The sequence below is a fragment of the Rhizobacter sp. genome, from assembly GCF_046595475.1.
Classification (GTDB): domain Bacteria; phylum Pseudomonadota; class Gammaproteobacteria; order Burkholderiales; family Burkholderiaceae_C; genus Rhizobacter.
In genome coordinates, this window is the sequence record NZ_JBKJOQ010000046.1 from 53,025 (window position 1) to 69,738 (window position 16,714).

Genomic DNA, 16,714 nt, shown 5'->3' on the forward strand with positions numbered 1-16,714 from the left:
CAACACCATGAACAGCCTCACCATCGCACTGGCCGGACTGGGTGGCGTGGTCTTGGCCGGTGTGGTGGTGCATGGCGCCTGGCAAGCGCGCAAGGCCGGCCCCAAGCGGCCGGAAGAAGCTCCAGTCGAACCCCGCGAACCCGTGCTAGACGCGCTGCCGACCGAGCGCACCGAGCCCACGGTGACCGGCGAACCCGAGTCGCCGCCATTGCCCTCGCTGCCACGCCGCTTGAGCCTGCGTGTCGATGCGCTCATCGATGCCATCGCCACGCTCAGCCTGGAAGCACCGGTGAGCGGCGAGATGGTGCAAGCCCACCAGCCGCCCACACGCCGTGCGGGCAGCAAGCCGGTTTTGGTCGAAGGCCTGAACTTCGAGACCGGCGAGTGGGAGGCCCCGGTCGCGGGCCAGCTTTACGGCGAGATCCAGGCCGGGGTGCAGTTGGCCAACCGCACGGGGGCAATGAACGAAATCGAGTATTCCGAGTTTGTGCAGAAGATCGAGCCGTTTGCCGAAGCCATCGGCGCCATGGCCGACTTTCCCGACATGCTCGACGCAGCCAGCCGCGCGCGCGAGCTCGATGGCTTTGCCAGCCAATACGACGCGCAGCTCGCAGTGCACCTGCAGGCGCGCTCGGCGGCCTGGAGTGTGGGCTACATCCAGCAGCACGCGGCGCGCCACGGCTTTGTGCCGGGCATGGTGCCTGGCCGGCTGGTGTTGCCGTCGACGGAAGAGGGGGCGCCGCCCGTGCTCACGCTCACCTTCGACTCACAAGCCGCGCTGGCCGAAGACCCCAGCAAGGCCGCGGTGCGCGACGTGACGCTGAGCTTCGATGTGCCGCAAACCGAGGCGAGCGCCCAACCCTTCTCGGCCTGGCAGGCGAGCGCCCAAGCCTTGTCGCTGGGCATGGACGCGCTGATCGTGGATGACAACGGCCAGCCGCTGAGCCCGCAAGGCTTTGCCGCCATCGGCGCCGAGCTGGGGCGCTTGTATGAGGCGCTGGAGTCGCGTGATCTGGCGGCAGGGTCGATGATGGCGAGGCGCTTGTTCAGCTGAGGCTGGGGCAAGCCATTGAGCTTTTCAAAAATCGCGGCATCAATCTCCGTTCGGGCTTAGCTTGTCGAAGCCCGCGTGCACCTGGTCGCAGGCACTTCGACAGGCTCAGTGCGAACGGAAAGTGAGTTGTCGCGGCAGCCTTTGGCGCCCAGCTGCGGGTGGAGCCCGCCACCCCTGGCACTCGCATCAGCCGGAGGCTTTCGCTTGTCGCAAAATCGGGGCATGACCTCGCCGCCTAGTGCCTCCCATTCCACCGCTGAGCGGCGCGCTGCCGAATTGCGCGCGCAGCTCAACCACCATGCGCATCTCTATTACGTGCTCGACGAGCCCAGCCTGCCCGATGCCGCTTACGACAAGCTCTTCCAGGAGCTGCAGGCGCTGGAGGCGGCACACCCCGAGCTGCTGACCACCGACTCGCCCACGCAGCGCGTGATCGGCAAGGTGCTCGATGGCTTTGTGCCGGTGCCCCACGCCGTGCCCATGCTGAGCATACGCACCGAGACCGACACCGAGTCGAGCGGTGCCGCGGCCTTCGATGCGCGTGTGCGGCGCGAGCTCTCGTTGACGCCCGAAGATGAGCCGGTCGAGTACGCCGCCGAGCTGAAGTTCGACGGCCTGGCCATCAACCTGCGCTACGAGGCCGGTGTGCTGGTGCAAGCCGCCACGCGCGGCGACGGCGAGAAAGGCGAAGACGTGACGCAGAACATCCGCGTCATCAACCAGATACCGCTGCGGCTTTTGGGCGTGGATGCGCCGGTGATCGAGGTGCGTGGCGAGGTCTACATGCGGCGCGACGATTTCGAGGCGGTCAACGACCGCCAGCGCGAGCTGATCGCCAAAGGGGCCAAGAACGAGAAGACCTTCGTCAACCCGCGCAATGCCGCGGCCGGTGCAGTGCGCCAGCTCGACCCGGCGCTGTCTCGCAAACGGCCGCTGAGCTTCTTTGCCTATGGCCTGGGTGACGTGCAGGGCTGGGACATCCCACCCACCCACAGCCAGATGCTGGATGCGCTCGCGTCTTTCGGCGTGCCGGTGAGCCGCGACCGTGTCGTGACGCAAGGTGCTGAGGGGTTGGTCGCATTCCATCTAGCCATGGGCGAGAAGCGCGACAGCTTCCCGTTTGACATCGACGGCGTAGTCTACAAGGTCAACTCGCGCGAGCTGCAGAAGAAGCTGGGCTTCGTGTCGCGCGAGCCGCGCTGGGCGGTGGCGCACAAGTATCCGGCCCAAGAGCAGATGACGGTGGTGCGCGACATCGACATTCAGGTCGGCCGCACCGGCAAGCTCACGCCGGTGGCCAAGCTGGAGCCGGTGTTTGTGGGTGGCACCACGGTGAGCAACGCCACGCTGCACAACGAAGATGAAACCCGCCGCAAAGACGTTCGCATTGGCGACACCGTGGTGGTTCGCCGCGCGGGTGACGTGATTCCCGAAGTGGTGAGCGTGGTGCTGGACAAGCGCGGCGCCGACGTTGGTGAACCCTTCGATCTCTACAAGCGCCTGGGCGGCAAGTGCCCGGTGTGCGGCAGTGACATCGCACGCGAAGAAGGCAGTGCCGACTGGCGCTGCAGCGGTGGCCTGTTCTGCCCGGCGCAGCGCAAGCAGGCGATGCTGCATTACGCCGGGCGGCGCGCGATGGATGTGGAAGGCCTGGGCGACAAGCTCGCCGACCAGCTGATCGAAGCGCAAGTGGTGCACACCTTGCCCGACCTCTACAAGCTCGGCATGGCCAGCCTGAGCGCGCTGGAGCGCATGGGTGAGAAGAGCGCGCAGAACTTGCTGGCAGGGCTAGAGAAGAGCAAGCGCACGACGCTGGCGCGCTTTCTGTTTTCGCTCGGCATCCGCCAGATCGGCGAGACCACGGCCAAAGATTTGGCCAAGCACTTCGGCGCGCTCGATCGCATCATGAGCGCGACGGTCGAGCAGCTTCTCGATGTGAACGACGTGGGGCCGATCGTGGCGCAAAGCATCCGCACCTTCTTCGACCAGCCGCACAACCGCGAGGTGGTAGAGCAGCTGCGCGCGGCGGGCATCCACTGGGACGAGAACGATGGTGCCGGCGATCTGTCGCCCAAGCCCCTGGCCGGCAAGACCTTCGTGTTGACTGGCACATTGCCTGTGCTCACGCGCGACGAGGCCAAGGACATGATCGAAGCCGCAGGCGGCAAGGTCTCGGGCTCTGTGTCGAAGAAGACGACCTACCTGGTGGCGGGCGAAGAAGCAGGCAGCAAGCTGGACAAGGCCCGCGAGCTGGGCGTTGAGGTGATCGACGAAGCGGGCTTGCTTGCCCTCTTGCCGGTCAAGGGATAAACGGTGCCGAAACGCGACACGGCCGGCGTTGCTGCGCCGCGATCCTGCAATAGACTCAAAGCCACAATGCAACGTGGCGCGCAGCAGACCCGGTTTGAGCCGGGCAGGTGCGCCGCGACCACTGAGGAGTGACTGTGAGGAGACGTGCTGAACTGAGCCCGGAGGCTGCATGACAGAGGCTTCGAAGCGGAAGACCTTGTACGAGATCCTGGGCGTGAAGCCCGAGGCGACCGTCGCCGAGATACATGCCGTCTATGAAGAGCTGACACGCTCCGACGAAGACGACACCCTGCCCGACCCTGCTCAACAGCTGGCCTTGAAAGAGGCCCACAACATACTTTCCAACCAGCGCCGGCGAGCGGCGTACGACAAATCGCTGCGCCAGCGTGAGCGCGCGGCGGTGGTCGAGATCGTGGAAGACGACGAACCGTCAGGCAACCGCAACAAGCTGATGGCGGCGGTGGCCGTGGTGGTGCTGCTCATCGGCGCCTGGTGGTTCTTGAAGAGCCCCGGCGCGGCCACCCGCGTTCCCGCTGCGCCGGCCGCTCGCGCGGTACCGGCCGCGCCCCCGGAGGTGAGCCCCACGCCAGCCCTGAACCCGCCAGTGGCCGCCGCACCGTCGCGCGACAAGCTGCTGCTAGGCGCCTGGAAATGCCAAGGCCCGCTGACGGGCAGCGGGCTTGCCCTGAGCTTCGCACCCGACGGCACGTATTTGGGCCAGTCGAACGGGCAGCCCGTTCGCGGCGACTATGCGATCTCCAGTGCTGCGCTGACACTGCGCGACGCGGAGCAGTCCAACAGCTTCGCGCTGGAAGAGCTCACGGCGCAACGCTTGGTGATCAACCGCGGCGAAGGCAAGCGCCTGAGCTGCAGCCGCTAGTCTCTTGCTGAAGTTTTCGCCCAGGGGTTTCACCATGCGTCATGCCACATCCCAGCTTGCCGTGCTGCGCCAAGGAGCCGGCTTCGGCTTGGTTGCGCTGATGGGCTGCCTGCCGCTCAGCGCGCAGGCGGCCTGGGCCTGCACCAATGCAGCCGGCAAGACGAGCTTTCAGGACAGGCCCTGCGAGACCAAGGCGCCGTCTGACAAATGGCAGGCGCTCAAGGCACGGGAGCTGACGACGGCCGACGCCCAAGAAACCCTGCGCCGTTTCGACGGCGCAGTCACCGAGCGAGACATGGCCTCGGCTGGCCGGCTGCTGTCGAAAGACTTCAAGTCGATGGTGGTCGACAAGCGCGGCCGCTCGGAAGTGGGCCGCGCTGATTTCATGGACTCGCTCACGCGTCTCGTGCAGGCGTCAAAACGCTACCAGAGCGATCGCCAATGCGGCGAGGGCAGCCCAGACCCTTTCTCGCAGACCTTGCGCCTGCAATGCCGCAAGGCTGAGCGCATAGACGCTCGCCGCTCCGTCAGTGCAGAAACGCTGGAGCGGGTGAGCCTGGTGCTGGAAGGCGACGAGGTCCGGATCATCGAGATCAGCGCACTGCCGCCGCAGGCGACCAAAAACTAGCTCAGCCTGCGCCTGAACAGGCTGAACAAGCGCTCCCAATGCCGCTCGGCGGCGGGCTTGTTGTAGATGCCCACCCGCAAGGGAAACGCGAAGCCGTGCTCAGCGCCCGGGTACCACTCCACACGGTGTAGCGTGCCCGCCGCCTGCAGCGCGGCCTGCAGCTTCTCGACTGCGGCCGGCGGTGCCCATTTGTCGATTTCTGCGCAGGCGAAGTAGGCCTCGCACAGCAGCTTGTCGACCATGCGGTGCGGCGAGTCGGGCTGGTCGGTGACCATGTTGGCGCCGTAGATTGAGGCGATGAAGCGCAGCCTGTCGGGAAAGGCCGCCGCAGCCCACACCACGAACGGCCCGCTCATGCAGTAGCCCACGGCGCCTATGCGCGAGGCATCGGCTTGCGCCAGGGTGGCTACGAAGCGCAGCATCGCTTCGGTGTCGCATTCGGTGCTGAGCCGCCCCAGCGAATGCATGTGGCTGAACATCTCGGCCAAACCTTCTTCTGTGCGCTCGCGCAGCACGTAGTCGGGCGTGCGGCGGTAGTACAGGTTGGGCAGCACCACACAGTAGCCCACGCTCGCCATGCGACGCGCCATGTCGTGCAGCTCCTCGCGTTTGCCTGGGGCGTCCATGTAGAACAGCACCACCGGGAACGGCCCGCCTTCTTCGGGGTGGACAACGAAGGTGTTCATGGCGCCGTCGGCGGTGGGGATGTCTATGTGGTGCTCGATCATGGGTGTCTCAATGGGTGTCTCAAGGGTGCGCCACTGTATTCTTGATGAACCCTTCATGTGGCGTGTTGATCAAGTGCTTGGGTGCGCGCTTGGCGCCGCGCCACTGGCACTTGTTTTTGGCGCAGCTGCATGCACGGCCATGGCGAGCAAGGCCAGGCACCACACGATCAGCGCGCCACTGGGCAAATCGAGCGCCGATGACAGCAACAAGCCCAAGGCGTAGCCGAGCACGCCGATGCCGTACGCCAACGGCAGCCTGCGCGCCTGCGGGTGCCTGCGCGTGCCCAGGCTGGGCACGATGAGAGTGGCAAACACCAGGTACACGCCGACCAGCTGCACCGACACCGTCACAGCCAAGGCAAACACCAGGTAGAAGCCCAGCTGCGACAGCCGCTCACGCAAGCCAAACCACAGCGCGAGGATGAACACGCTGGCCAGCAGCGGAAACGCCAGCTGCGCGTAGCTGACCCACAAGATCTGCCCGGCGAGCAGGTCTTGCAGGTGCTCGCCGCCGTGGGGGTTCTTGGCCAGCAGCAAGATGCCCGCGGTGGCCGCCAGTACGAAGAGCACGCCGATCTGCGCTTCTTGCACGTCGGGCCAGCGCTTCTCCGTCCAGGTCAGCAGCAGGGCGCCAGCCAGCGCCGCGGCTGCGGCGGCCACCTGCACCTGCCAGCCGCCGGGGGCGATGTCGAGCAAGCCCGCAGCGATCACGCCCAAGGCTGCGATCTGGGCGATGGCCAGGTCGATGAAGACGATGCCCTTGCGCAGCACCTGCGCCCCAAGAGGCACGTGGGTTGCGAGCACCAGCAGGCCGGCCGCGAAGGCCGGCAGCAAGATGGCCACGTCGATGGTGGAGGCGTTCATTTCGAAGCTGCCAGCAGCAAGGCGAGCGTGCTGTCGAACAAGCCAAACAAGTCGACGGCCTGGTCGTTGCCGCCTACGGTGAAGGGCAGGCTCACGGCAGGGATGTGCGCATGCTCGGCCAGCCATTGCGAGGCGCGGGCGTCTTGGTACGCCGCGCGCACCACCAGCTTGGCCGGCTGCTGCGCCAGCTGGGCGCTGAGCGCGCTCAGGTGGCCGGCGCTGGGCTCCACGCCAGGCTTAGGCTCAAGCGTGGCCACTTCGCGCACACCAAGCCAGGCCCACAAGTAGCCCATGTTTTTGTGATGGGCCACCACGTTGATGCCCTTCAGCGGAGCGGCTTGCTGATCCCATTTGCGCAGCGCGTCGGCCCAGCGGGTGCTGAACGCTGCATAGCGCGCTCGGTAGGTCGGCGCGTTGGCAGGGTCGACTTGCGCCAGGCGCTCGGCGAGGGCCTTGGCCACCAGCGCAATGTTGCGCGGGTCTTGCTGGATATGCGGGTTGCCGGCGGCATGCACGTCGCCGTCGCTGCGGTCAAGCCTGGTGGGCAGGTCAATCGGGGTGATGAATCGCCCCGCTTCGAAGTGGCCTGGCGAGCCAGCCGTGAGCTTGGCATTGCCCGACTGCTGAATGAGCACGGGCAGCCAGCCCACCTCGAGTTCCATGCCGGTGCACACCAGCAAATCGGCGTTGCGCACGCGCGCGATCAGGCTGGGCCGGGCCTCGATGCGATGCGGGTCTTGCAGCGCGGTGGTGGCCGACGAGACGCTGAGCTTGTCGCCGCCCAGCTCCTTGGCGAGCGAGGCCCATTCGGGCTCGCAGGCCACCACGTTGAGTGCCGCCTGCGCGTGCAATGAAAGGCAGGCCAGCGCCGCGAGCAGTGCTTGTTTGAGTGTGAGTGTCATGGCGTGGTCCTAGAACGAGTGCGCACCATGGGCACCGAGGCTCATGATGTATTGAATGAAGACTTGGCGGTCGGTGCTGCCGTCGGCACGGCCATGGTCGGCAGCCAGCTGCAGGCGCAGGCGGCTGAACTCAGAGGCCGAGTAGTCGACCATCACCGTAGAGCGCGTTGGGTGTGCGCTTTGCAACGTGGGGAAATCGGCCGCGGTGAGCACGCTGCTGTTGAGCAACGCAATCTGTGGCGAGCCCGAGCTCAGGCGGTCATAGCGCGCACCCACGCGCCACATCGGCATGAACTGATACACCGCCTGCAGGTACCAGCCGCTTTGCGTGCTGCGATAACTGTCGGCGATGGGGCCGCCCCGCTGAGAGAGCGTGTCGAAAGCGAGCGAGCCGTCATCGGTGCGGCGGAAGTATTCGCCCTGGACCTTCAGGTTTTGCTGCGTGCCGTTGCCGTTGGGCGCCCATTTGTAGATGGCGTCGAGCACCCAGGTGTTGCTCTTGCCAGTGAACGCGTTGGTGACTTCGGTGCCCGCAGCATCGCTGTCGGTGTAGGCGCGGTCGGCGGCGCGATGGCGCAGCCACGAGAGGCCCGCGCGCCAGCTCGAGCTGGCCCCGAAGTCGTCACCGGTGTGGGCGGCGAGCGAGAACATGCCAGCGCCATTGCGATGGGTGTCGTTGCCGGGGAAGCTGTCGCCCGTACCCAGCTCGGCGGCCAGCTCGATGAAGCGATCGGTGGGCGCCAGCCAGCGCAGCTGTAGGCCGTCGGTCTTCAACGACCCCCCAAAGAAGGCCTGGTAGGCCAGCGGGGCATCGGCAAAGTCCCAGGCGTGGGCATGCTGGCCGTTGAGGTAGCCGATAGACGAGAGAAAGCGGCCGCCCTTCAGCGTGGCGCCGTTGAAGAGGCCCTGTTTCTCGAAGAAGGCCTCTTCGACGCTGACTTCGTTTTCGGGTGTGATGGCGGCGGTCAGGCGGCCCGAGAAGCTCGGGTCGACCGAGGCGCTCAGGCTCAGCTCGGACTCGCCGAGCCTGAAGCTGCGGCGACCCGGGCCGACCTCGCCGCCGCTCGGTATGAAGCCTTGCAGTCTGTAGGTGTCGGGGTCTTGAGAGAGATTGGCGTAGCTGCCGTTCAAGATGAGCGAGATGGCGGGGTTGAAAGACGAGGCCGTTGGGGCGTTGTCCGCCGCATGCGAAAGAGACGAGAGCGCAGCCAGGCACAAGCCCGTGGCCGCGAGGCGGTGAGTGAACATGAAATTTCCTGCATCTGATGAAGCACCGCGCCGCTGCGCAGGCGCGCAACGACACAAAACCCCAAGTGGGGCTGCGAAAGAATCAGCTCAGTGCAGGAGGCGGGGCGCGTGCAAGAAAGTAAGTGACCGTGCGCAGCACCGTGGCGTGCGGCGCGTGGGCCGTGGGCTCGGGCAGGGCTGCGGCATGTGCACGCCACTCGTGGTGCGAGGGCAAGGCAGTACCGACCTGCGCAAAGGCCAGGCAGCTGTCGCACACCTTGTCGGGCGCTTGCTGGCGCTCTTCAGTCGACTGCGATGCGATGTGCGACAGCGCATGCACGAGCGAAAGCTGCGGGGCCATCAATACGGCCCACACCAGCAACAGCACTCGCCACGATCGCAGCATCGGTTTCAAGGTACAGCTGGTTTCCAAAACCCGGCTTGTGCCGGCAGGGAATGGAAGCTACCACAGCGACAATGACGCAAAGAGAGTGGTGCCGAAAAAGGGGAAGTTGCGATGAAAACCTGGTTGCAGAACACCGCTGCCATGCTGCTGCTCGGCAGCTTGATCGGCTGCGGTTCGAGTGGCGATGACGGCCCGCCGCCTCCGCCAATGGCGCTCGCCACCTGTGCGAGCCTGGATGGCCAGATGCTGGCCGGCGCCACCATCACCCGCACCACCACCGTGGCGGCCACAACCGACGTGGGCGAGTACTGCAAGGTCGAAGGGTCGGTGCGCACGGGCTTCAACTTCCAGGTCAACCTGCCCACGCTGTGGAACAGCAAGCTCATCTACAGCGGCGGTGGCGGCTGGGACGGTGTGATTGCCTTGAACCCGGTGGCCTCGACCGCTTCATACGTGACGGTGGCTTCCAACGGCGGGCATGTGGGTGACCCGCTCGACGCCTCGTTCGCGCTGAACAACACGCAGGCGCAAGCCGACTTCGGCTACCTGTCGGCACATACGACTCTGCTGGTGGCAAAAGAGATCGTGCGCCGACGTTATGGCCACGACGCGCAACGCCACTACTTCCAGGGCTGCTCCAATGGCGGGCGCGAGGCGCTCATTCAGGCCAGCCGCTACCCGGCCGACTACGACGGCATCCTGTCCATTGCACCTGCCTACAGTTTTACCGAGCTGTTCCAGGCCTTCATTCGCAACGCGCAAGCGATCAGCGCACCCGGCGCTGCCATCAACGCGGCCAAGGCCGGCGCGATTGCGCGCGCCGTGGTGGCCCAGTGCGACGCCAACGACGGCCTGGCCGATGGCATCGTGAGCTGGCCGCAGTCTTGCCACTTCGACCCGGGCAGCCTGCAATGCAGCGGCGCCGACAGCAACAGCTGCCTCACCGCGGCCCAGGTGGCCGCCGCTCGCACCATCTACTCGGAGTACCGCTACGCCAACGGCGCGCTGGTCTACCCTGGCTGGGACGCCGGTGGTGAAGACGAAGGCTGGCCCGGCTGGCTGGGCAACCCACCCGCCGCGCCGCTCACCGCCCAGTTCACTTTTGCCGATGGCCTGGTGAAGTACTGGCTGACCAGCAACCTTGGCTACAACACGCTGGCCTTTGCGCCCGCCGCGTTTCAGCCTCAGCTGGCCGCCGCTGCGGCGACGATCGATGCCTCGCCCAACCTCAGCGCCTTCCTGGCACAAGGCCGCAAGCTGGTGCTGGTGCACGGCACGCACGACTGGGCCATCAGCTACAAGGGCTCAGTGAAGTACTTCAACGACGTGGCCACCGCGTCGGGTGGTGCACCGGTGCGTGATGCGTCCATGGAATTCTTCTTGCTGCCGGGCGTACAGCATTGCGGTGGCGGGGTGGGGCCGTATTGGGTCGACTTCATGGACGCGACCACGCAGTGGGTGGAAGGCGGTACGCGGCCTTCCTCGCGCAACCTCACCAACTACAAGGTCGACCTCGGCAATGGGCAAATCATCTTGTCGCGCCCGCTGTGCCGCTACCCCAGCTTTCCCAAATACAGGGGCTCGGGGGACGTGAATTCGGCCAGCAGCTTCACCTGCGCCACGTCCTGAATCAAAATCGCGGGCATGACGGTTCGAGAAATTCTCAAGATGGGCGACCCGCGCTTGCTGCGCGTGGCGATGCCGGTGCAGCAGTTCGGCACGCGGGAGCTGAGCGTGCTGATCGACGACATGTTCGACACCATGCACGCTGCCAACGGCGCAGGGCTGGCCGCGCCTCAGATAGGCGTTGACCTGGCACTGGTGATCTTTGGCTTCAAGAAGAACGACCGCTACCCCGATGCGCCGCCGGTGCCCGAGACGGTGCTGATCAACCCGCAGATCACGCCTCTGTCTGACGAAGAAGAAAGCGGCTGGGAAGGTTGCCTCTCGGTCCCTGGCTTGCGGGGTGTGGTGCCACGATATGCCCGCATCCGCTACACGGGCTTTGACCCGCAGGGCCAGCCGATAGACCGGGAAGCCGATGGTTTTCACGCCCGCGTGGTGCAGCACGAGTGTGATCACCTCATCGGCAAGCTTTACCCGATGCGGGTGCGCGATTTCAGCCAGTTCGGCTTCACAAGTGTGCTTTTCCCTGAGCTCGACCCCGCCGACGACGACTGATCGCCCGCCATTTCGGCCTCCATTTGCGAAGAAACGTTTCTGCGGTCAGCCCAGCGCTGCGGCGGAGCGTTGTAGGAGGAACCCACGCGGTTCACTGCACTCGAAAGCGAGACTCGCTTATGAAACACCCGCACACCACAGCGCCGCTGCGCGCCCATCCTGCCCGGCAATGGGTGGCCTTGTTGTTTGGCCTCTTGCTGCTGAGCCTGCTGGCGCTGCCAGCCCATGCGGCCGATGCCGATGCAGCAGACCCGCCTGACCGCGCAGGCCGTTTGTCGGAGATCAATGGCCAGGTCTGGATCTTCGCGACAGACATCAACGAGTGGATCGCCGCCGCCCGCAACCGCCCGGTCACCACGGGTGACCGCATTTCCACCGAAAACGACGGCCGCGCCGAGGTGCATGTCGGCTCCACCGTGTTGCGGGTCGCCCCCAACACCGAGCTGGAGGTGCTGCAGCTCGACGATGACCACTTGAGCCTGCAGCTGCACAGCGGTAGCGTGACGGCGCGCCTGCGCACCCGCGACGCGGCTAACCAGTTCAGCTTGGCCACCGAAGAAGGGCGCTTTCGCGCCCAGCGCACCGGCAACTACCGATTCGACCGCGACGACGAAAACAGCCACGCCACGGCGCTCAGCGGGCAGCTGATCTATGAAGGCGACGGCACAGCACTGACCGTGCAGCAGGGCCAACGCGTCGAGTTCTGGAAAGAGCGAGGCGTGGCGCAGTACTCCATCAGCGGCCCGCAGCGCGATTCGTTCGGCGACTGGGTGGGCTCGCGTGACACGCGCGAAGAGCGCAGTGTCTCCAGCCGCTACGTGTCGCCCGAGATGACCGGCGTCGAAGACCTCGACCGCTATGGCCGCTGGGAGCAAAACGAAGAGTACGGCTCCATCTGGACACCCCGCGAGGTCGTGGAGGGCTGGGCGCCTTACCGCATGGGCCACTGGGCCTGGGTGCGACCCTGGGGCTGGACGTGGGTCGACGATGCGCCCTGGGGTTTTGCGCCTTTCCACTATGGCCGCTGGGTTTGGTATCGCAACACCTGGGGCTGGACACCGGGCCGCTATGTGGCGCGCCCCGTGTACGCACCGGCCCTGGTGGCTTGGGTGGGTGGGCCTCATTTGAGCGTGTCGATCTCGGTGGGGAACGCGCCCACCGTGGGCTGGTTCCCTCTGGGGCCGCGCGAGGTTTATGTGCCGGGTTACCGCGTGAGCCCGCGCTATGTGCGCGAAGTCAACGTGACCCAGGTGACCAACATCACCAACGTGACCACCATCATCAACAGCCCGGGTCAGTACATGGCGAATGCGCGCTATGCCAACCGCGGCCTGCCGCATGCGGTGACGGTGGTGCCCTCGTCCGTGGTCGAGCGCCGCCAACCGGTGGCACCCGCCATCACACGGGTGAATGACCGTGTGCTGCGCGACATGGTGCGAGAGCGCCCGCGGGCCGATGCGCCTGTGGTCGCACCACCACGCTGGACGCCGGGCTCGCGGCAGGCTGAAGACCCACGCGTCTCACGGCCGGGCATGCCCTCGCGCGCAGTGGCCGGGCCGGGTGTGTCGCCACCACGTGGTAACGGCGGTACGGGCGGTAACGGCGGTACGGGCGGCCAGGGCCAAGGCCAACCCGATCGCAGCGATCGCAATGTTGCAGGTGACCGTGGTGACCGCTCGGATCGTGGAGATCGAGATCGCGGTGAACGCCGTGAGGCTTCGCCCGTCATCGCCGCACCGGCGGCGCGTTTGCAAGAGCCGGCCCGGCCGCAAGAGCCACCGCGCGATCGACGTGAGCGCGACCGGCCGATCGTGAAGGTGCCAGCTGCCCAGGCCGCGCCGCCGGTCGCGAATGCGCCTGCACCGCATGTCACCCCGCCGGCTGTGGCCTCACCGCGAGAAAGCGACCCGCGTGCTCGCCCCATGCCCGTCCGCCCCGATCGTGATCGTGGAGATCATGGCCAACCGCAAGGTGGCGTGCGTGGAAATCCTGCGCAGACGCCTGCACCGGTGGCACCACCGCAAGCTGGCGAGCGCCGTCGCCCGAACGAAATGCCGGGGCCCCCGCCGCGCCCGGTGCAGGCACCGGCCGTGCAACAGCCTCAGGTGCAGGCACCGCCGCAAGCAGAGCCCCACCGCGAGACGCTGCGTGAAGCCCAACCACAACAGCCTCAGCCTGAAGGGCGTCAGCATCGCGGAGGTGGTGGCCGCGAAGAGCGCGAACGCTCGGGCGACCAGCGCCGCTGAGTCCGTTCAGGGCCACCAGTTCAGCGCAAGAGCGGGGTCAGAGAGGCCCACACATTGGCCAGCATGATCGGGTGAGCCTGCTCGCGTGGGTGTATGAGGTCGGGCTGAAACAGCGCGCGCGAGTTCGGCACGTCGGCCACGCCCTTCAACAAGAAGGGCACGAGGGCGGCGCCTTCTTCCTTAGCGACGCTCGCAAACAGCGCCGCAAAATCGTCGCCGTACTTGCGCCCGTAGTTGGGTGGTACCTGCATGCCGACCACGAGCACCTTGGCGCCGGCCGCCTTGGCCGCTTGTGCCATGGCGAGCAGGTTGCCACGTGTCATGTCGAGCGGCAGGCCGCGCAGTGCGTCGTTGCCGCCCAGCTCCAGAATCACGATCGTGGGGCGGTGCTGCTTGAGCAGCGCTGGCAGGCGTGAGCGCCCGCCCGAGGTGGTGTCGCCGCTGATGCTGGCGTTGATCACGGTTGCGGCCCGCTTGTCTTGCACCAGTCGCTTGTCGAGCAGGGCCACCCAGCCTTTGCCGCGCTGCAGGCCGTACTCGGCTGAGAGGCTGTCGCCCACCACGAGGATGACAGGTTGCGCGGCCGACACGGCCGGCAGCGCAGCGAGCGCGTATACAAGCGCGGTACAGTGCCCGAGCAGTTTTCTGCGCGTCATTTCCATTCGAGACTGGCCTTCATGTCTGACTCCATCATTGCTGTTGAGCGTGTCACCAAACAGGTGCAAGACTCCAGTGGCCTGCTGACGATTCTCCATGAGATCGACTTCACGCTGGCACCTCGGCAGTCGGCAGCCATCGTCGGCGCCAGCGGCTCGGGCAAGAGCACCTTGCTCTCCATCATTGCAGGCTTGGACACGCCCACCACCGGCACAGTTCGCCTCGCCGGGAACGATTTGTTTGTGCTCGACGAAGACGCGCGAGCTGCGGTGCGTGCAGCCAAGGTGGGCTTCGTGTTCCAGAGCTTCCAGCTGCTGGGCAACCTCACCGCGCTGGAAAACGTGATGCTGCCGCTGGAGCTGCAAGGCCGCAATGATGCGCGCGCCATGGCAACCGAGATGCTTCAACGCGTGGGTCTCGGCGAGCGCTTGTCGCATTACCCCAAGGTGCTGTCGGGTGGCGAGCAGCAGCGCGTGGCCCTTGCCCGCGCCTTCGTTGTGAAGCCCGCGGTGCTGCTGGCGGATGAGCCCACCGGCAGCCTCGATTTCGCCACCGGCGAAAAGGTGATGGAGCTGATGTTTGAGCTCAACCGCGAAGCCGGCACGACGCTGGTGCTGGTGACGCATGACCGCGGCATTGCGGCGCGCTGCGATCGACAGCTGCGCATCGAGGCGGGGCGTGTCGATTTGAGCTGAGGACTGGCGGCGTTTTCTTGGCGCTCTTTGCGTCCAAAAGAAAGTCAGCAAGCAAAAGGGGCGCCACATGGCACCCCTTTTTGAGTTGCGGTACGCGACCTATCAGTTCGAGAACTTGTAGTCGGTCTTGGCTTTGGTCTTGATGTCGTCGCGGAACTTGGCCAGACGCTGCTGACCAAGGCCTTGCTGGATGCGCGGCTTGACTTCTTCGAGGCCCGGGAACTGCGCTTCGCGCGTGTCTTCGAGCTTGATGATGTGGTAGCCGAACTGGGTCTTCACCGGCGTCTCGGTCATCTCGCCCTTCTTCAGGCTGGTCAGGGCGGTGGCAAATTCGGGCACGTAAGAGCTGGGGTTGGCCCAGTCGAGGTCGCCGCCGTTGGCGCCCGACCCAGGGTCCTTCGAGCTCTTCTTGGCCAGCTCGTCAAACTTGGCACCTGCCTTGATCTGGGCGATGAGGGCCTTGGCCTCGTCTTCTTTCTCGACCAGGATGTGGCGAGCGTGGTACTCGGGGCCAGCGGACTGCGCCTTGAACTTGTTGTACTCGGCCTGGATTTCTGCATCGGTGACCGGGTTCTTCTTGTTGTAGTCGTTGAAGAGCTCGCGGATCAGGATGCTCTGGCGCGCCAGCTCCATCTGGGCCTTGTAGTCAGCCGAGCGGGCGAGGCCCAGCTTCTCGGCTTCCTGCATGAACATCTCGCGCAGCACGACCTCGTCACGCACCTGGGCTTCAAGCTCGGGCGTGCGGGGTTGGCCACCTTGCTTGGTGGCCTGTTGCAGCAGGGCCTCTACGCGCGCCGTGGGCACGGGCTTACCGTTCACGATGGCCACGTTTTGCGCCTGCGCAGCCAGCGGGTACAGCAGCGCAACGGAGACGGCCAGCAGCGATGCGCGGGCAACAATGGACAGTTTTTTCATGGGCTTGGGGCCTTTCAAACGGGATGAGTCGAGGAGGTGAGTGCTGCGCGGCGGCGGAGTGGCCATCGGGCCGGCGGCTGCGTTTGGTTTCAGCTTTCGCCCGGCGCGCGGGCGTTGATGGCGAGCGCGTGGATGCCGCGCGGAATCAAGAGGTGGAGGGCATCATATACGAGGCGATGTCGCTTCACGCGTGACAGTTCGGTGAAGCTTTCGCTGACGATCTGCACGCTGAAATGTCGGCCTTCGCGCGCTCCGGCATGGCCCGCGTGCAGGTGGCTGTCGTCGGTGACGGCGAGCGTGGCGGGCTGCAACGACTCGCGCAATGCGGCTTCAATGTCTTGTGCAGTGACGGCCATGTTTACCGCGCTCAGGCCGACTTGTCGGGTGTGGCTTCTTCGGCGCTCTCGTCTTGCACGTAGCGGCTCAGGTACAGAACCTGTGCCACCGTGAAGACGATCATCAGCCCGTACACGCCGAACACCTTGAAGGTGGCCCACGTTGATTGGGAATAGCTGTAGGCCACATAGAGGTTGATCAGACCCATCAGCCCGAAGAAGGCGATCCACGCGAAGTTGAGGCGGTGCCACACCAAAGGCGGCAACTGCATCTCGCCTCCGATCATCGACTGCAGCAAATTCTTCTTGAACACTGCCTGGCTGACCCACAGCGCGATTCCCATGGCCCAGAAGGCGATGCTGGGCTTCCACATGATGAATTTGGCGTTGTGAAACCAGACGGTCGCGCCACCGAGCACCACCACCAGCGTGAGCGTGATCCAAAGCATCAGGTCGATCTTGCGGCGCATGAGCTTGAGCGTGATCACCTGCACCAGGGTGGCGGCAATGACGATCAGCGTGGCCAGCAGCACGGGGGCCTCTTCCACCCCGACCACGCCACCCGACACCAGAAACCCGAGGTGGTTGCTGGCGAAGGCGGCGGCCCATTCCTTGTTGGCGTCGGCAAACTTGAAGGTGCCGAAAAACAGCAGCAGGGGCAGGAAGTCGAGTAGGAATTTCATCGG

General features: G+C 65.6%; 17 protein-coding genes. 8 read left to right on the forward strand and 9 right to left on the reverse strand.

Annotated features, from left to right (window positions below):
• The first annotated feature begins 7 nt into the window (after positions 1-7).
• The 4 genes from AC30QB_RS09030 (at position 8) to AC30QB_RS09045 (ending at position 4,872) form a co-directional block, all read left to right on the forward strand.
• A complete protein-coding gene (locus AC30QB_RS09030) occupies positions 8-1,054 on the forward strand; it encodes a cell division protein FtsZ (RefSeq protein ID WP_489545873.1) in 1,047 nt (348 codons plus the stop codon).
• Between the two features lie 222 nt (positions 1,055-1,276).
• Positions 1,277-3,364 (forward strand): NAD-dependent DNA ligase LigA, encoded by a 2,088-nt coding sequence (ligA, locus tag AC30QB_RS09035; protein WP_489545874.1) that lies wholly within the window; start codon positions 1,277-1,279, stop codon positions 3,362-3,364.
• A gap of 169 nt (positions 3,365-3,533) precedes the next feature.
• On the forward strand, positions 3,534-4,244 hold the full coding sequence (locus AC30QB_RS09040; protein WP_489545875.1) for a J domain-containing protein: 711 nt from the start codon (positions 3,534-3,536) through the stop codon (positions 4,242-4,244).
• Positions 4,245-4,278: 34 nt separating this feature from the next.
• The gene (locus AC30QB_RS09045; RefSeq protein ID WP_489545876.1) at positions 4,279-4,872 is read left to right on the forward strand and encodes a hypothetical protein; all 594 of its coding nucleotides are present in this window, start codon (positions 4,279-4,281) and stop codon (positions 4,870-4,872) included.
• Here AC30QB_RS09045 and AC30QB_RS09050 read toward each other — a convergent pair.
• The 5 genes from AC30QB_RS09050 to AC30QB_RS09070 form a co-directional block, all read right to left on the reverse strand.
• Positions 4,869-5,600 (reverse strand): dienelactone hydrolase family protein, encoded by a 732-nt coding sequence (locus AC30QB_RS09050; RefSeq protein WP_489545877.1) that lies wholly within the window; start codon positions 5,598-5,600, stop codon positions 4,869-4,871. The two genes, AC30QB_RS09045 and AC30QB_RS09050, sit on opposite strands and share 4 nt — an antisense overlap.
• A gap of 69 nt (positions 5,601-5,669) precedes the next feature.
• The gene (locus tag AC30QB_RS09055) at positions 5,670-6,464 is read right to left on the reverse strand and encodes a metal ABC transporter permease (protein ID WP_489545878.1); all 795 of its coding nucleotides are present in this window, start codon (positions 6,462-6,464) and stop codon (positions 5,670-5,672) included.
• On the reverse strand, positions 6,461-7,366 hold the full coding sequence (locus AC30QB_RS09060) for a metal ABC transporter substrate-binding protein (RefSeq protein WP_489545879.1): 906 nt from the start codon (positions 7,364-7,366) through the stop codon (positions 6,461-6,463). Before AC30QB_RS09060 ends, AC30QB_RS09055 begins: the two co-directional genes overlap by 4 nt.
• Before the next feature lie 9 nt (positions 7,367-7,375).
• Positions 7,376-8,614, reverse strand: a complete 1,239-nt coding sequence (locus tag AC30QB_RS09065) for a hypothetical protein (RefSeq protein WP_489545880.1) — start codon at positions 8,612-8,614, stop codon at positions 7,376-7,378.
• An 82-nt stretch (positions 8,615-8,696) separates the two neighbouring features.
• Complete coding sequence (locus tag AC30QB_RS09070; RefSeq protein ID WP_489545881.1) at positions 8,697-8,999, reverse strand: hypothetical protein; 303 nt, start codon at positions 8,997-8,999, stop codon at positions 8,697-8,699.
• 111 nt (positions 9,000-9,110) lie between these two features.
• Between AC30QB_RS09070 and AC30QB_RS09075 the strand changes: the two genes are divergently transcribed.
• From AC30QB_RS09075 to AC30QB_RS09085, 3 genes are all read left to right on the forward strand, one after another.
• Entirely contained in the window at positions 9,111-10,628 is a 1,518-nt protein-coding gene (locus AC30QB_RS09075; protein WP_489545882.1) for a tannase/feruloyl esterase family alpha/beta hydrolase, read from the forward strand.
• A 15-nt stretch (positions 10,629-10,643) separates the two neighbouring features.
• Positions 10,644-11,180 (forward strand): peptide deformylase, encoded by a 537-nt coding sequence (gene def / locus AC30QB_RS09080; RefSeq protein WP_489545883.1) that lies wholly within the window; start codon positions 10,644-10,646, stop codon positions 11,178-11,180.
• 119 nt (positions 11,181-11,299) lie between these two features.
• On the forward strand, positions 11,300-13,426 hold the full coding sequence (locus AC30QB_RS09085) for a DUF6600 domain-containing protein (RefSeq protein ID WP_489545884.1): 2,127 nt from the start codon (positions 11,300-11,302) through the stop codon (positions 13,424-13,426).
• Positions 13,427-13,446: 20 nt separating this feature from the next.
• Here AC30QB_RS09085 and AC30QB_RS09090 read toward each other — a convergent pair whose 3' ends face one another.
• The gene (locus AC30QB_RS09090; RefSeq protein ID WP_489545885.1) at positions 13,447-14,088 is read right to left on the reverse strand and encodes an arylesterase; all 642 of its coding nucleotides are present in this window, start codon (positions 14,086-14,088) and stop codon (positions 13,447-13,449) included.
• A 15-nt stretch (positions 14,089-14,103) separates the two neighbouring features.
• Here AC30QB_RS09090 and AC30QB_RS09095 point away from each other — a divergent pair, with 15 nt between their 5' ends.
• On the forward strand, positions 14,104-14,778 hold the full coding sequence (locus AC30QB_RS09095) for an ABC transporter ATP-binding protein (protein ID WP_489545886.1): 675 nt from the start codon (positions 14,104-14,106) through the stop codon (positions 14,776-14,778).
• Positions 14,779-14,880: 102 nt separating this feature from the next.
• On the opposite strand, the gene AC30QB_RS09100 is transcribed toward AC30QB_RS09095, so the two are convergent.
• From AC30QB_RS09100 to AC30QB_RS09110, 3 genes are all read right to left on the reverse strand, one after another.
• Positions 14,881-15,693 carry a peptidylprolyl isomerase gene (locus AC30QB_RS09100; RefSeq protein WP_489545887.1) on the reverse strand — a complete coding sequence of 271 codons (813 nt, stop codon included), beginning with the start codon at positions 15,691-15,693 and terminating at the stop codon, positions 14,881-14,883.
• Between the two features lie 89 nt (positions 15,694-15,782).
• The gene (locus tag AC30QB_RS09105; RefSeq protein ID WP_489545888.1) at positions 15,783-16,049 is read right to left on the reverse strand and encodes a BolA family protein; all 267 of its coding nucleotides are present in this window, start codon (positions 16,047-16,049) and stop codon (positions 15,783-15,785) included.
• 11 nt (positions 16,050-16,060) lie between these two features.
• Positions 16,061-16,711 carry a septation protein A gene (locus tag AC30QB_RS09110; protein ID WP_489545889.1) on the reverse strand — a complete coding sequence of 217 codons (651 nt, stop codon included), beginning with the start codon at positions 16,709-16,711 and terminating at the stop codon, positions 16,061-16,063.
• Between the last annotated feature and the right edge of the window lie 3 nt (positions 16,712-16,714).